Source organism: Rhodococcus sp. H-CA8f (assembly GCF_002501585.1).
GTDB classification, from domain to species: Bacteria; Actinomycetota; Actinomycetes; order Mycobacteriales; family Mycobacteriaceae; genus Rhodococcus_F; species Rhodococcus_F erythropolis.
In genome coordinates this window covers 702,785-716,474 of record NZ_CP023720.1, presented here as the reverse complement: position 1 = coordinate 716,474, position 13,690 = coordinate 702,785, and the positions used below count along the sequence as shown (strand labels likewise).

Genomic DNA, 13,690 nt, shown 5'->3' with positions numbered 1-13,690 from the left:
GTCGCTGTCGCAGTTGTGCGACAGCAACCCTCGGATGAGTTGGATTCTCGATATGTCTAACGGAACAGGTTCGCGACGAACGGAATCGTGTCAGCCTGTGATTCGACCAAAGCGCCGCTGTGGTCGGTGTTGTATGTCTTGAACGTGACCGGTTCACCGTTGGCCACCAACGCTGCAACCAGCGAAAGCGCAGACGGTGCAGGGACATCCACGTCGAGCAAGCCCTGGCCGATGAAGATGGGGCGATCGTATCCACTGGTCGGTACACCCATGTAATCGTTCAGCAGACCCTGGAAGTTCGGGATCTGACTGAGCGGGCGGGAGAAGATGTCACCGAGGACCAGATCATTGGATGCCTCGTCCAGGTCTGCGGCGCAGAGCTTTTCGGCCGAGTCGACCTTTTCCCTTCCCAAGTCGTTCAGGTAGGAATTCAAGTCGATCTCGGGGTGCGCTTCCCGCAAGCCCGCGAGGATGTAGAGCGCGTACGACGTCAATCCGCCGCCGAGGGCGATGGGAGGGAAGCCCGGACCGGCAGGCAGGAGGGTCAACTCGATGTTGGCCGGCACTCCGGTACCCACCCCGCCGCGATAGTCGAGAGAATCCCCACCGTATTCGGTGGCGTAGCGCGCCGTCGTGATGGCCGCACCGCCGCCCTGCGACTGCCCGACCACTGCCCACCGATTCGAGATGGTGGGGTCGATCACCCGAGCAGCCTTGACCGAGTCGACGACGCTGTGCGCCTCCACCTTTCCGTCGAGATACGGCATCAGCCCCGGTGTTCCCAGACCGACGTAGTCGGTGGCGACTACGGCGTAGCCCTCGGAGAGCCAACGCCCCAGGTAGGGGTAGTCGCGCTCGGGCAGGCCAGGACCGACCAGCGAAGGGGCACAGGAATCGTCGAGTCCCGTGGTGCCGTGCGCCCACGCAATGACGGGCCAACCACCTTCCGGTGCCGGACCGGCCGGGACGTAGTATGCGCCACTGCTCAGCGCAGGCCCGCCGTTGGAACCGATGGTCCAGTACGTGAATCGCTTGGCGTCGGCGGTACCCGGAATCCACAGATCTTTCGGTAGCGGCTCACTCGACACCACAGTGCCGGTGGCTTGCGACGCGCTCGGTGCCTGTGCGGACGCGATGGGCGCAGCAACGGCGGAGCCGATCGTTGCAGCACAGAGGGCTGCGATGGATATGCGGGCAAACGACTTCGACTGGAATTTCACGTCTGACGACTCCGGTTCGTGCGGTGGGCGACCTCGTTGGACGTTATCGTAGATTTTGTTTAACCGATCGGTCAAGCAAAATCTTGCAGCTTCGTGAAAGGTATATGTCGAGATTCCGGCCCCAACTCCGACCTAGCATCGAACCGCACGAAAAAACAGTAGGAGGATGTGTCCATGGCACACGTACAGCGTTTCGACCACATCGGCATCACCGTCGCGGACCTCGAATCAGCGACGGCATTCTTCGTCGGTCTGGGTCTCGAGGTGGAGGGCACCGGATCCGTGGAGGGTGAGTTCGTGGAAACCGTCTGCGGTATCCCTGGAGCCAAGTGCGAAATCGCCATGCTGCGCCCGCCGGGCGAAGGATCACGGCTCGAGCTCTCGTCCTTCGTCACGCCCGAGCACGTACCCGGATCGCCTGCTCCGATGGCCAACGAGATCGGGATACGCAACGTGTCTTTCGAGGTGGGCGATCTCCAGATTGCGGTCGACGCGGTGGCTGCGGACGGTTACGGACTCATCGGCGGGATCGGCGAGTACGAGAACAGCGTGCGCATGGCCTACGTCCGGGGGCCTGAAGGGATCATCGTGTCCCTGTTCGAGCAGATCGCCTGAAGCGTCACGGCATTCGGAGCGTCAGATCGCCTTCCAGGAGCTGGCCAGAGCGCCCATCGCAGCCGCGAATTCGGCGAACGCCGCGTCGATTCTGACGCGGTCACCGGTGGTCACCAGATCGAGCGTCAACCCGCGAATCTGCGCCAACACGATCGTCGCGTAGCGATCAGCGCGATCGGGTGGACATCCGTGCGCGAGCGCAGCTTCCGCCAAACCACCCAACCAGTCCCCCACCACATGGTCGAGAAACTCGCGATACCGCTCCGGATGCAACAACGCCTGTCCGTAGATCTCGAACATCAAGCGAAAGTTCGGCAACGATTCCGCTGATGTGCGCCCATTCCAGTAACTCGTCAACATCTCGACGATGTCGGTCCCGGAAGAGATGTCGAGAGAAGAACTGTCTCGCAGGGTTGCGACTACTTCAGTGAGCAGTTGTTCCTTCGAACCGAAATGATGGATGAGTGTCGCATGACTGATCCCCAGATCCTTGGCCAATGGCCGCATGGACAGTTCACCGACGCCGTTCGCCGTGACGTACGCGGTTACCTGCTCGAGCAATTCGGCACGGCGATGCTGGTAACGCAGTTTCCGGCCGTCGACCGGCGTGCTGTCCTCCACCTGCAGGAGCCTACGCAGTACCGGAAACACAGCAGTACCGGAAACACAGCAGTACCGGAAACACGGCAGAACCGGTTACACGGTGACGTGGTGGCGATCCGATCGACTGATCGTCACAGCGGCGACGACAACACCGATCACCACGCCGATGAGAGTGTCCGCGACGCGAGCCACTGCCGCTTCGGTCCCGATCGGAGCACTGAAACCGATGAGGAGCAGTGCCATCGGGGTGACGGCCAGTGATGTCAGTGCATAGTTCTTGATCACGAGCAGCTCAGCAGCTGTCTGCAGAATCACGACCACGGCAACCGCTTGCCAGTAGCCGAGCGTCAATGCGATGAGAGCAGCAGCGACGACGGCGCCACCGACATTTCCCACCAACCGCTGAATCCCACGCTGGACGGTCTGCTTGTAGTTCAGCCCCTGCATCGCGGCGATGGCACCCATCGACGCCCACAGCGGATGCTCCAACCCGGCTCCTGCCGCGAGCCAACCGGCCAGAGCCGAGGCCGCCACGATGCGGAGAGCATTCATCCGAACCGGGCGCGAATACAGTCGGCGCAATCCTTCGAGAAAATAGCCCTCGGGTGCGGCAAGCGTGGGCGCCGGCGCGAGGTCGTGTTCGATCATGCTGGAGCGCTTGAGCTTCCGAAGTTCCTTCTCGTGCTGAGCAATACTCCGGATCAAAGTCGCGTCGCCGTGCAACTGCCATTGCTGTACTGCCGCTTCTGCTTCGTCGAGCACTGCCACCAGTTCGCGTCCGTGATCGACGGTCGACTTGATCCGACCGCTCGACGCAATGACCAAGCGGGCGTTGGCAATCGATCCGAGCGCCGGTTCCACTGCGTCTGTGCCGGACTGTTCGAGACGCCCCACCGCGGAGACTGCACGAGCAACTGCCAGACGGGCAGGCCCCATCGGCAGTACGAGCGCTGGGAGCATCGCGGCCACCCAACCGACCACAACTCCGAGCGCACCGGCAGTCACCAGCCTCGCCAGATCATCGACACTGGAGGCATATCCGGCTGCACCGGTCGCCGCGAAGACGAGGATGACGGGCCCTGGTCCGGTGATCCGGAAGCCCGACATGAAGCAGTACGACGCACCGGCCAGCAACGACAGGATGCCGATCTGCAACCACATCGGAACGCCCACAACACCCATTGCGCTGCCGAAAGCGATGGAAACCACCAATGCGGCACCGACCATCGCCAGCTTGCCCGCCAACCGGGGATACGGCTCGTACCTACCGAACGCGGCGCACAGCGCACCCAAGGCCGCGAAGCCGGCCAACTCCCGATGCCCGAGCAGTCCGCCGACCACGAGGACTACGGCGGTGGCGAGCCCGACCCTGATCGCGGGGGCGATTGTCGCGTCGGCGGATCCGACGCGAAAAGCCGCTCGCCACGTCGCCCCGGAGACCGTATGTGCAATGGCCTCACTCGAATGAGTGAGACGGCTGGGCGTCCTGGCTGCGGTTTCGGTTCGGGTCACCGACTCAGCATACATTTATTTCACCAGTAAATTACTTGTGAAGTAATGTGAATTCTGTCGCTAAGATGGGGCCATGGGTGCGACTGACAGATCCGAAGACGACTTCATAGACAAAGTCCGTCGCGAATGGAAGCGCGCCTACCCGGAGTTCGACACCGCCCCCGTCGAAGTGATGGGCCGGATCGCCCGCATCAACGCGCAGTCTCTTCACCAGCTCGATCGCGCCCTGGCGTCCAGCGGGGTCTCTCGCGCCGAATTCGACGTGATGAGCGCACTCGCTCGCAGTGACCGTCCCCTGCGAGCGAGTGAAGTCACCGCCGTCACGATGGTCAGCGGCGCCGCCACCACAAAACACGCAGACCGTCTGGCCAAGCTGGGCTTTGTCGAGCGTCAGCGTTTCGAACACGACGGACGGGTGGTTCTGCTTCAACTCACCGATGCCGGTCGCGCATTGGTCGAGGCAGAGTTTCCCCGTCGCGTCGAGCGAGACCGTCAAGTACTGACCGGACTCGACGAGGACGAACGCGCCCAGTTGACGGCACTGCTCAAACGAATCTCACGCAACATCGACTCGGGGATCTGGGACTGACCTACTTCGGCAGCGGTACGTTCTGCAATCGCACCTGACCGCGCGCCACCTCTTTGCCCGATTCCGGATCGGTGATGACCACCGACCACAACTGCTGAACGCGTCCCTGCTGAATCGGGAGAGCCACGACGTCCACGCGCCCACCCGTACGCGCCCGCAGGAAATCCGTTCCGTTGTGGACGCCGACGGCGAATTCGCCGCGATCTGCCACTGCAGTGCTGGCTCCGATACTCGCGGCCGACTCGACGGCGGTCGTGTAGACACCGCCGTGGACTACACCCCACGGAGTGTGATGCGCCTCGGACAGATCGATGTGCCCGACGACCTTCGTGCCGGACACCTCGTCCAGTTGCAATCCGGCAGCGCTGACAAATCCGCTTGCTGCCTCGAGATTCAATTCCGTCATGACGACCCCTCATCTGCTCCGTTGGATTTCTCGACCTACCTTCCGCCCTCGAATACATACCGTCAAGTGCTAAGTTGGAATTCCCAACTAACTTCTCCAACTAACAGGGGCTCAGAGATGACGGCGACAAAAGGACGCAACTGCTCCATCGCCAACGCCTTGGAGGTCGTCGGCGAGAAGTGGTCACTGTTGGTGCTCCGAGAAATCGTCCTCGGACAACGACGGTTCGACGAGATCGCCGCGGGCACGGGTGCGAGCCGCGACATCCTCGCCGCGCGTCTGCGCACCCTCGTCGAGGCCGACGTCCTCACGAAGCGTCGCTACGAAGACCATCCACCGCGCTACGAATACGTCGCCACCGAATCAGGGAAGGCGCTCTACCCGATCCTGATGGCACTCATGGAATGGGGAGATACCTTTGCGACGACGGGTCCGCCGCCTACCGTCGTCGAGCATCGTTGCGGTGAGATCCTGCACGCCCAAGTTGTGTGCGCACACTGCAAAGAACCGCTGGCCGCCAGAGATGCGCACGTAGTCGAACTCTCGCCACCTGCTCGATAGCGTCAGCGTCCGGGCGGAAACCCGCCTGTTGCGATCGGGCCCCAGGAGTCGACGGTGACGCGGATCAGGCTCTTGCCCTGCTTGCGCATGGCTTCGCGGTACTCATCCCAGTCGGGATGATCACCGGCGATGGATCGGTAGTAGTCGACCAACGGTTCCACCGAGTCCGGGAGGTCGATCAACTCCGCGGTTCCGTTCACCTGGACGTACGGACCGTTCCACTCGTCGGAGTGGATACACAGAGACACCGCGGGGGTGCGGCGAACGTTCGCGGCCTTGGCCCGTTCCGGGTACGTGGAGATGACGATCCGACCCTCGTCGTCGACCCCGCACGTCACCGGAGAGATCTGCAACTCGCCGGATTTCTTCACCGTGACGAACGTGGCCCGATGACGCGGCCTGATGAACTCGAGGAGTTCGGCAAACGAAACACGATCTGCGCTGGCGATCTTGGACATGACCTCAGCCTAATTCGATTTACGAGCTGACGCTCAGGGCATCTCGATGGTCTGAGCACGTGCGATTTCGTCGATTGCACGAATGACGTACGCGCTCTGAGCTTTCTTCACTCCGGTCGACAGACTTCCGATGACCAGAACCGCCGAACGCAGGTACGCGCCGTGCCCGATGCGGAACGAATCGTCTTCCAGATCCGAAATCCCGAGCGCCCCGGTGTAAACCGCAGCGAGCGCCTGCACGTCCAGATCCGGCAGCCACACGATTGTGGACTTGGCGCAGGCAGTCAGCGCATCCTGCACGTCCTCGCTGGACAAGCCGTCCGGATGCGTGTCCTCGAGCAATTCGCGCACGATCGCCGCGTGAACCGAGCTGACCTGCTCGAACGAGAGCCCGCGCAGTTCCTCGACAGCCACGAGCAGTCCGTCACGATTTGCCGCCCGCACCGCGGCGAGTGCGTCGGCCGTGGCATCAGCGATGTCACGGGCGACCTTCGGCCAATGCGTCGGCCAGCTCTGTTCTGGCGTCCGCTGTTCTGGCGTCATCGTGGTATCTCCTCGGTCCTCGCGTTCATGCGGAAGCCTTCCACATCCCACCGACAGGCCAGGCGATCCGTCAGCGCAGCCGCTCCAACAAGGACATTGCGTTGTGCGGCGCAAAGCCTTTCATGTCGTTGTCGAAGTAGACGTACACGTCGAGGCCCTCGTCCCTCCAATCCCGAAAGCGCTTGGACCACTTGCCCAGAGCTTCGTCGGTGTACCCACTCGCATACAGTTCCTTGTCCCCGTGCATCCGCACGTAGACAAAATCGGTAGTCGGAGTGGTGATGCGGGGATATCTGCCGGCGGTGTCTGCGACGACAAAACCGATGGAGTGCTCGCGCATCAGGTCCACGGCTTCGTCGGTCTCGAAGCTGGCGTGCCGCGCTTCCACCGCGTAGCGAATCGGCACATCCCTCTCGGTCTGGGCAAACACTCGGTCTTCGGTGAGTTTGTCGTCGTGCTGTGCTGCCAGATCGGCGGCAGCCCGGGTGGTGCGGGGAAGACCGTCGAAGAAGTCGGTCAACCGCTGCGGTTCGAACTGCAGCGTCGGAGGTAGTTGCCACAGGATCGGTCCGAGCTTGGGACCGAGGGCGAGTGTTCCGGCGGCGAAAAAGTTGGCGAGTCCGTCACGGGCGTCGAGCAGTCGTTTCATGTGCGTGATGTACCGGCCGCCCTTGATCGCGAACACAAAATCTTCGGGAGTTTCACTGCGCCATTTGGTGTAGCTTTCCGGCTTCTGCAGGGCATAGAACGAGCCGTTGATCTCGATCGACGTCAATCTCTCTGCGGCATAAGATAATTCTTTGCGGTGAGCAAGACCTTTCGGATAGAAATCTCCGCGCCACGCGGGATACGTCCACCCGGAGATACCTACCCGAATATCTGCCATCGATTCAGACTAAGCGGCACTCGAGCGTTTTGACACTCCGTGTTTCAAACTCCGGCACTGAGCGCGACGGATACCGGTACGACGGTCAGGCACACCACCGCGCCGACGAACAACGCGATCACGAGGCGACGGTCCCACTTTCCGCGTGCACCACTGGCAGCCAGCATGAAGATCACAAAACCCACACACACGGACACGATAGTCACGATCACCGGAGTTCCAACCATGCCGTGATTGTCCCCTACCCATTGCCACCGAGCGCCCTACGGGTACACGATCGAAGTACCCATCCCGAGCAAGGAGTGGAAATGCCGAAATACCTCTGGCAAGTGACGTACTCACCCTCCGGCGCCGCCGGTCTACAGCAGGAGGGAGGCACTGCGCGGCGCGACGCGATAACGCGAATGGTCGAAAGCATCGGTGGCACAGTCGAATCCTGCCACTTCGCGCTGGGCGGTCACGACATGTTCGTCATCGGCAACCTGCCGGACGACGTCGCGGCAGCCGCATTGAGCATTCGCACGGCTGCGGCAGGCGCAGCACGCTCGGAGTCGATCACGCTGCTCACGCCGGAGCAGATCGACGAGGCAGTCAAGCGACCGACCGACTACCGCGCGCCGGGCAAATGACGACGGAAGGAATAGATCCCGGCAGCAGCCGAGTTGCACCCGCTGTGACGGAGACTACGAAAACACCTGACCTGGGCACCTACGGAATCTGGCGAGGAGCGGCTGGTTTGCCGCCCGAACTGGGAACAGCGATCGAGAAACTCGGTTTCGGCACCATCTGGATCGGCGGCTCACCACGCGCCGATCTACGGATCGCCGAGAAACTTCTCGACGCGACCGAGCACATCACCGTGGCGACCGGAATCGTCAACATCTGGTCCTCACCTGCGGCCGAGGTGGCGGAGTCCTATCACCGACTCGAAGCCGCGCATCCGGGGCGATTCCTGCTCGGCGTAGGCGTCGGACATCCGGAGGCGACCGGCGACTACACCAAGCCGTACGCCTCGCTCGTGTCGTACCTCGACGAACTCGACGAGGCCCAGGTCCCGGAATCGCGGCGCGTCCTCGCCGCACTGGGACCGAAGGTGTTGAAACTGTCCGCAGATCGCGCTGCCGGCGCGCATCCGTACCTGACCATCCCCGAACACACCGCCGAAGCTCGTGAAATCCTCGGCCCTTCGAAGATTCTTGCCCCCGAGCACAAGGTTGTTCTGGAAACCGATCCGGAGAAGGCCAGAGCAATCGGTCGCCCCGCCGTCGCCAACCCGTATCTGTATCTGCGCAACTACACGAGCAATCTCGAGCGCCTCGGTTTTGCGCCCGAAGAGTTGGCGAACGAAGGAAACGATCGCGTCATCGACGCTCTGGTTGCGCGCGGTACCGCGAAGTCCATCGCGGATCGACTTCGGGAGCATGTCGCGGCAGGTGCCGATCACGTTGCGATCCAAGCACTTCCCGCCGAGGGTGATCCGCTCGCGACCTACGAAGCACTGGCAGCCGAACTCTTCGACTGATCAGACAACCCTTGACTTGGATAAGTTGTGTCCGAGTATACTTGGACACGACTTATCCGAGTAAAGGAGAAAATCATGAAGATCGTCATTTTCGGAAGCGGACTGATCGGAAGCCAGGTCGCCGCCAAGCTCGCTGACGCCGGGCACGACGTGAAGGCGCTCGGTCGGGCAGACGGGATCGACATCACCACCGGCGCAGGAATCGCCGAAGCAGTCGATGGTGCCGACGTCGTCGTGGATCTGACCAATTCTCCGTCGTGGTCGGACGAAGACGTCTTGGCCTTCTTCCGTGACGGAACCAGCCATATCCTCGCCGCAGAAGAGAAGGCGGGCGTCGGTCACCACGTCATCCTGTCCATCGTCGGCGCCGATCGACTGCCCGATTCCGGGTACATGCGAGCCAAAGTCGCCCAGGAAGACCTGGTCAAAGCCGGCCCGACCCCATACACGATCGTCCGATCGACCCAGTTCTTCGAGTTCGTCGCCGGAATCGCCGACGCCGGAACCACCGACGGCACGGTCCATGCAACACAGGCACATCTGCAGCCCATCGCATCACGGGACGTCGTTTCTCACGTCGCCGAGGTAGTGACCGGTGCGCCGCATAACGGCACGGTCGAGATCGCCGGGCCCGAACCGCTGGGCATCGACGAACTGGTCCGGCGCCTGTTCGTCGTCACCGGCGACAAGCGCTCGGTGATCTCCGACCCCGAGGCCGGGTACTTCGGCGCGAAACTCGACAACTCGGCACTCACCCCGACACCCGGCGCCGACGCATGGATTGCGCCGACAACGTACGACGCGTGGCTTGCCGAGAAGGCCTGACGTCGACCACTCGAGCGACGTCAGGCCCGCATCAAGTTCCACCACGTCGATAGAGTTCAACCATGAAGCTTTCCGGAGGCGTGGAGTGGTCACTCCACTGCTGTGTGGTTCTCAGCCAGGCCGAGGGGCCGGTACCCACAGCCAGACTCGCCGAACTTCACGGGGTGTCGAAGACATACCTGGCGAAGCATCTGCGAGCGCTCGCGCACGCCGGTCTGGTCAATCCGACCGAGGGCCGAGACGGTGGGTACGTCCTCACCCGGGCTCCCGAGAAAATCACCGTTCTCGACGTCGTCCAGGCGGTTGACGGCACTGAACCTGCGTTCCGGTGCACGGAGATTCGACAGCAAGGAATCCTCGCCGCTCCACCGGAGCAATGCCGTTCCGCCTGCGGAATTGCCAAAGTCATGGCCGACGCCGAAAAAGCCTGGCGCGCATCGCTGTCGGGAGTCACGATTGCAGATCTTGCTGCAACCCTGGATCTTCCGGCACTCAGAAAGATCCTGACCACACCGATCGCACCTTAGAGCGGCCCACACCTCACGAGGCATCAATCCATCGTTCAACTATCGGGTACCTTGTTCGGGGATCAAATCTTGACGAAGAATCTTCCGGGAATTTTCGCAAGATCTCGGAGGGGGTTTCATGGGAGTCAGTGGCGCTGCGGGGTTGGGGCAGAACATTCGTCAAACAACTGGACTGTTGCGTCGCTGGTGGTCTCTTGCGTACGACGGTGAATGGTTCCCTCGGTTTCTGGCTGCTCGATCGATGTTGGGGACAGCCAGAGTGGTCGTCACCTTTTGGTGCGCCGTGTTCGTGGCACTCGCCGTACTGGCTCAATTCGTGAAGGGTGGCGCAACCGACCTCCCTGAACGGCTCGCGGCGGGCACAGCATGCATGATCGCGCTCTACTGCATGATTCGCTGGTCACTCGGACGGTCCTGGCCGAGCCACCACCAATCCGTTCGTTTCATTTCGCTCACCAATATCTGCTTGTCCTTGATACTTCTCGCCGGAATCCATTCGAGCTTCCTGGCATTGACCGGCGCCGTTCTGTTCGTGGTCGTCGCGAACTATTCGTCGGTATTCCACAGCCCTCGAATAGTCACGGCACAGATCGTCGGCGCGCTGTTCGTCGTTGCCCTACTGACAATTCGCGCTGTAACCGATCCGGATACCGATTCTTCGCTGTCGGTGTCCACTGGATTCGTCATCGGGTGTGTTATCGCGTCCGCCGCGATGACCGTGCATTTCCTCGTCTTGTACTTGACCGACGATGCACGACACTCTTGGCGCGATCCACTCACCGCTGCTCTGAACCGACGTGGGCTGCACAACGTCTGGCAACAGCTGTTCGGTGTCGGCGAACTCCAAGGACACGTTGTCCTCGCGGTGGTGATCGATGTCGATTCGTTCAAGAGCGTCAACGACAAACTGGGTCACGCAGAAGGTGATCGGATGCTGGTGACAGTCGGTCGGCGTCTGAACTCAGCGGTCGGAGAGGTCGGGCTGGTTGCCCGGACAGGCGGCGACGAGTTCGTGATTCTCATGCCCGTGGAGCCACGTCGCATCGAACAAACCGTGGTGGACATTCACAATTCGATATCGCGGCCCGCCGGTCGGCAGTCGATTTCCGTGAGCGTCGGAGCCAGCGTGTGGCTGTCCTCGACAATCCCGGACGCTTCAGGAACCATCGATCGGATACTTGCCGACGCCGACAACGCGATGTATCGAGCCAAGCGACGGGGTGGAGACCAGGTGGCCTGGGCGGTAACGCATCTGAGCTGATCGACAGGTCTACTTGCCGACCGAACTCAGAGCGCCGCTTCGCTGTCGTTCGCCGGATCCAACTGATCCTGGGTTGCCGCCCAACTCGCCAAGAGTTTGAGTGCGTCAGCCGTGGGCGTCCCCGGCGCCGCGGTGTAGACCAGCAGTGTCAGCCCGGGATTGGACGGCAGTTCCATCGCCTCGAAGTTCAGCTCCAGGTCGCCGACGACGGGGTGACGAACCTTCTTGAATCCCGTCCGATGAAAGCGCACATTGTGTTTCGCCCACCGGGTGCGGAATACCTCACTGCGAGTGGCAAGTTCACCGATGAGCTCGGTCAGCGCCTTGTCATGGGGATTTCGCCCCGCTTCCGAACGGAGCATCGCGGCGATGTCGTCTGCCGCGCGCTCCCAATCTACGAAGAAGTCCTGCGACGCCGGGTCCAGGTACACGAAGCGGGCGTTGTTCGCCGGCCTACGCGGATCAGCCAAGACTGGCGAATACAACGCGCGCGCCATGCGATTGGCCGCCAGCATGTCGTGCCTGGCATTGCGTACCCACGCCGGCGCGTCGGTGATGGCGTCGAGTATCTGCTGAATCGCCGGGCTCACGCCCTTGGGGGCGGGCCGCTTTCTACTCGGTGCGCCTGCACTGGCGGCCTTCGCGAGGTCGTACAAATGGGCAGTTTCGGCTTCGTCGAGTTGCAGTGCTCGGGAAAGGCTTTCGAGTACCGAATCCGACGCTCCCGCCAGATTTCCGCGTTCCATGCGCACGTAGTAGTCGATGGTCACACCGGCGAGCAGAGCGACTTCCTCACGGCGCAACCCCTTGACGCGACGGTTTCCGCCGTAAGCCGGGAGCCCTGCCTGCTCGGGTGTGATGCGAGCACGACGGGAGCTGAGGAATTCGCGGATCTCGGCTCGGTTGTCCATGCAGTTCACGTTACTCGAGCGGCGAAGACCGAGGGAGGTACTGCCGTTACCTGGAACAACAGACACTCCCGCGCCCGCGAGGCGCGGCGTTGACTGACTGCAGTCGACCGGTTCACGCAGAAACGTCGACTTCCAAGCACTCGACACCAGAAGCAAGAGGGGACACCATGCGAGCAACCATCATGTACGGCGCCGGAGACGTTCGGGTCGAGACCGTGCCCGATCCGGTACTGCAGCAGCCGACGGACGCGATCGTGCGGGTCGTCAGGGCCTGCGTTTGCGGCTCTGACCTGCACCCTTACCACAACATGCCGGCAACACCCGGTGGTTCCCCGATGGGCCACGAATTTGTCGGAGTGGTCGAAGAGACCGGTCGCGAGGTGTCCACGTTGAAGAAGGGCGACTTCGTCATCGCCCCCTTCGCCTGGTCCGACGGGACGTGCGACTTCTGCCGCGAAGGCTTGCAGACGTCCTGCCGCCACGGCGGATTCTGGGCCGGAAACGGGATCGGAGGAGGGCAGGCGGAGGCCATCCGAGTGCCATTGGCAGACGGCACCCTGGTCAAGGCGCCGGTCGGTGAGGATTCCGAACTCCTACCGTCACTGCTCACGCTCTCCGACGTCTTCGGCACCGGCTATCACGCGGCGGTCAAGGGTGGCGTCAACCAACGCACGACGGTCACGGTCATCGGCGATGGAGCCGTGGGGCTGATGGCAGTGCTCTCCGCCAAACGCCTCGGCGCCGAGCGCATCATCCTCATGGGGCGACACAAGACCCGCACGGACCTCGGCCTCGAGTTCGGAGCCACCGATGTAGTTGCCGAACGTGGGGACGAGGGCATCGAGAAAGTCCGCGAACTGACCGGAGGCGACGGCACTCATGTCGTCCTCGAAGCGGTAGGTCACATGCCTGCCTACGAGCAGTCACGCGGAGTTGTCCGACCGGGCGGCGTCATCAGCCGAGTCGGAGTACCCCAATACGAAGAAGCTCCAATCGGATTCGGGACGCTCTTCGGACCCAACATCACGCTCACCGGTGGACCGGCTCCGGTGCGCGCGTACATCGAAGAGCTGATGCCGGATGTGCTCGACGGAAAGATCGAGCCGGGCAAGGTCTTCGACCACACCGTCGGGCTCGACGACGTAGCGGAAGGCTATCGAGCCATGGACTCCCGTGAATCGTTGAAGGTCCTCGTCCGCCCGTAATCCACCACTTGCGAACGTCCACCACTTGCGAAGAAGAAGCGCGTGA

Annotated in this window: 18 protein-coding genes; 9 read left to right on the top strand and 9 right to left on the bottom strand. The window is 62.1% G+C overall.

Annotation, left to right across the window (positions count from 1 at the left end; genetic code table 11):
• Positions 1 to 56: 56 nt before the first annotated feature.
• Positions 57 to 1,220 (bottom strand): lipase family protein, encoded by a 1,164-nt coding sequence (locus tag CPI83_RS03405; protein ID WP_097386777.1) that lies wholly within the window; start codon positions 1,218 to 1,220, stop codon positions 57 to 59.
• A 174-nt stretch (positions 1,221 to 1,394) separates the two neighbouring features.
• Between CPI83_RS03405 and CPI83_RS03400 the strand changes: the two genes are divergently transcribed.
• Positions 1,395 to 1,835, top strand: a complete 441-nt coding sequence (locus tag CPI83_RS03400) for a VOC family protein (RefSeq protein WP_065454933.1) — start codon at positions 1,395 to 1,397, stop codon at positions 1,833 to 1,835.
• 21 nt (positions 1,836 to 1,856) lie between these two features.
• On the opposite strand, the gene CPI83_RS03395 is transcribed toward CPI83_RS03400, so the two are convergent.
• Entirely contained in the window at positions 1,857 to 2,456 is a 600-nt protein-coding gene (locus CPI83_RS03395; protein ID WP_030536496.1) for a TetR/AcrR family transcriptional regulator, read from the bottom strand.
• A 75-nt stretch (positions 2,457 to 2,531) separates the two neighbouring features.
• A complete protein-coding gene (locus CPI83_RS03390) occupies positions 2,532 to 3,965 on the bottom strand; it encodes an FUSC family protein (RefSeq protein ID WP_097386776.1) in 1,434 nt (477 codons plus the stop codon).
• Positions 3,966 to 4,023: 58 nt separating this feature from the next.
• On the opposite strand from CPI83_RS03390, the gene CPI83_RS03385 reads away from it, so the two are divergent.
• Positions 4,024 to 4,539: a MarR family transcriptional regulator gene (locus CPI83_RS03385; protein ID WP_019745590.1), complete on the top strand. Its 516-nt coding sequence runs from the start codon at positions 4,024 to 4,026 to the stop codon at positions 4,537 to 4,539.
• A gap of 1 nt (position 4,540) precedes the next feature.
• Here the strand turns inward: CPI83_RS03385 and CPI83_RS03380 are convergent, their stop codons facing one another.
• Positions 4,541 to 4,945, bottom strand: coding sequence for a PaaI family thioesterase (locus tag CPI83_RS03380; RefSeq protein WP_069145498.1), 405 nt, complete (start codon positions 4,943 to 4,945; stop codon positions 4,541 to 4,543).
• A gap of 117 nt (positions 4,946 to 5,062) precedes the next feature.
• Here CPI83_RS03380 and CPI83_RS03375 point away from each other — a divergent pair, with 117 nt between their 5' ends.
• Entirely contained in the window at positions 5,063 to 5,506 is a 444-nt protein-coding gene (locus tag CPI83_RS03375; protein WP_019745592.1) for a helix-turn-helix domain-containing protein, read from the top strand.
• A gap of 2 nt (positions 5,507 to 5,508) precedes the next feature.
• On the opposite strand, the gene CPI83_RS03370 is transcribed toward CPI83_RS03375, so the two are convergent.
• The 4 genes from CPI83_RS03370 to CPI83_RS03355 all read right to left on the bottom strand — a co-directional run bounded on the left by CPI83_RS03370 (position 5,509) and on the right by CPI83_RS03355 (position 7,620).
• Positions 5,509 to 5,964: a PPOX class F420-dependent oxidoreductase gene (locus CPI83_RS03370; protein WP_007729721.1), complete on the bottom strand. Its 456-nt coding sequence runs from the start codon at positions 5,962 to 5,964 to the stop codon at positions 5,509 to 5,511.
• Positions 5,965 to 5,997: 33 nt separating this feature from the next.
• The gene (locus CPI83_RS03365) at positions 5,998 to 6,507 is read right to left on the bottom strand and encodes a hypothetical protein (RefSeq protein WP_097386775.1); all 510 of its coding nucleotides are present in this window, start codon (positions 6,505 to 6,507) and stop codon (positions 5,998 to 6,000) included.
• 70 nt (positions 6,508 to 6,577) lie between these two features.
• The gene (locus CPI83_RS03360; protein ID WP_097386774.1) at positions 6,578 to 7,393 is read right to left on the bottom strand and encodes a DUF72 domain-containing protein; all 816 of its coding nucleotides are present in this window, start codon (positions 7,391 to 7,393) and stop codon (positions 6,578 to 6,580) included.
• Positions 7,394 to 7,437: 44 nt separating this feature from the next.
• Entirely contained in the window at positions 7,438 to 7,620 is a 183-nt protein-coding gene (locus CPI83_RS03355) for a hypothetical protein (RefSeq protein ID WP_007729726.1), read from the bottom strand.
• Positions 7,621 to 7,701: 81 nt separating this feature from the next.
• Between CPI83_RS03355 and CPI83_RS03350 the strand changes: the two genes are divergently transcribed.
• From CPI83_RS03350 to CPI83_RS03330, 5 genes are all read left to right on the top strand, one after another.
• Entirely contained in the window at positions 7,702 to 8,022 is a 321-nt protein-coding gene (locus tag CPI83_RS03350) for a GYD domain-containing protein (protein WP_007729728.1), read from the top strand.
• 44 nt (positions 8,023 to 8,066) lie between these two features.
• Positions 8,067 to 8,915, top strand: a complete 849-nt coding sequence (locus CPI83_RS03345) for an LLM class F420-dependent oxidoreductase (protein ID WP_172932658.1) — start codon at positions 8,067 to 8,069, stop codon at positions 8,913 to 8,915.
• 75 nt (positions 8,916 to 8,990) lie between these two features.
• Positions 8,991 to 9,740, top strand: a complete 750-nt coding sequence (locus tag CPI83_RS03340; RefSeq protein ID WP_097386772.1) for an NAD(P)H-binding protein — start codon at positions 8,991 to 8,993, stop codon at positions 9,738 to 9,740.
• 62 nt (positions 9,741 to 9,802) lie between these two features.
• Entirely contained in the window at positions 9,803 to 10,267 is a 465-nt protein-coding gene (locus CPI83_RS03335) for an Rrf2 family transcriptional regulator (RefSeq protein ID WP_020909359.1), read from the top strand.
• A gap of 118 nt (positions 10,268 to 10,385) precedes the next feature.
• The gene (locus tag CPI83_RS03330; protein ID WP_020909360.1) at positions 10,386 to 11,528 is read left to right on the top strand and encodes a GGDEF domain-containing protein; all 1,143 of its coding nucleotides are present in this window, start codon (positions 10,386 to 10,388) and stop codon (positions 11,526 to 11,528) included.
• A gap of 26 nt (positions 11,529 to 11,554) precedes the next feature.
• Here the strand turns inward: CPI83_RS03330 and CPI83_RS03325 are convergent, their stop codons facing one another.
• Positions 11,555 to 12,439, bottom strand: a complete 885-nt coding sequence (locus CPI83_RS03325) for a helix-turn-helix transcriptional regulator (RefSeq protein ID WP_097386771.1) — start codon at positions 12,437 to 12,439, stop codon at positions 11,555 to 11,557.
• Positions 12,440 to 12,606: 167 nt separating this feature from the next.
• Here CPI83_RS03325 and CPI83_RS03320 point away from each other — a divergent pair, with 167 nt between their 5' ends.
• Positions 12,607 to 13,644, top strand: a complete 1,038-nt coding sequence (locus CPI83_RS03320; protein WP_097386770.1) for a zinc-dependent alcohol dehydrogenase family protein — start codon at positions 12,607 to 12,609, stop codon at positions 13,642 to 13,644.
• The last annotated feature ends 46 nt before the right edge of the window (positions 13,645 to 13,690 follow it).

Coding starts and splice junctions, on each gene's coding strand:
- CPI83_RS03370 (WP_007729721.1), bottom strand. CDS start 5,964: ATGTCCAAGATCGCCAGCGCAGATCGTGTTTCGTTTGCCGAACTCCTC.
- CPI83_RS03390 (WP_097386776.1), bottom strand. CDS start 3,965: ATGTATGCTGAGTCGGTGACCCGAACCGAAACCGCAGCCAGGACGCCC.
- CPI83_RS03400 (WP_065454933.1), top strand. CDS start 1,395: ATGGCACACGTACAGCGTTTCGACCACATCGGCATCACCGTCGCGGAC.
- CPI83_RS03325 (WP_097386771.1), bottom strand. CDS start 12,439: ATGGACAACCGAGCCGAGATCCGCGAATTCCTCAGCTCCCGTCGTGCT.
- CPI83_RS03380 (WP_069145498.1), bottom strand. CDS start 4,945: ATGACGGAATTGAATCTCGAGGCAGCAAGCGGATTTGTCAGCGCTGCC.
- CPI83_RS03340 (WP_097386772.1), top strand. CDS start 8,991: ATGAAGATCGTCATTTTCGGAAGCGGACTGATCGGAAGCCAGGTCGCC.
- CPI83_RS03385 (WP_019745590.1), top strand. CDS start 4,024: ATGGGTGCGACTGACAGATCCGAAGACGACTTCATAGACAAAGTCCGT.
- CPI83_RS03365 (WP_097386775.1), bottom strand. CDS start 6,507: ATGACGCCAGAACAGCGGACGCCAGAACAGAGCTGGCCGACGCATTGG.
- CPI83_RS03360 (WP_097386774.1), bottom strand. CDS start 7,393: ATGGCAGATATTCGGGTAGGTATCTCCGGGTGGACGTATCCCGCGTGG.
- CPI83_RS03335 (WP_020909359.1), top strand. CDS start 9,803: ATGAAGCTTTCCGGAGGCGTGGAGTGGTCACTCCACTGCTGTGTGGTT.
- CPI83_RS03350 (WP_007729728.1), top strand. CDS start 7,702: ATGCCGAAATACCTCTGGCAAGTGACGTACTCACCCTCCGGCGCCGCC.
- CPI83_RS03330 (WP_020909360.1), top strand. CDS start 10,386: ATGGGAGTCAGTGGCGCTGCGGGGTTGGGGCAGAACATTCGTCAAACA.
- CPI83_RS03355 (WP_007729726.1), bottom strand. CDS start 7,620: ATGGTTGGAACTCCGGTGATCGTGACTATCGTGTCCGTGTGTGTGGGT.
- CPI83_RS03320 (WP_097386770.1), top strand. CDS start 12,607: ATGCGAGCAACCATCATGTACGGCGCCGGAGACGTTCGGGTCGAGACC.
- CPI83_RS03375 (WP_019745592.1), top strand. CDS start 5,063: ATGACGGCGACAAAAGGACGCAACTGCTCCATCGCCAACGCCTTGGAG.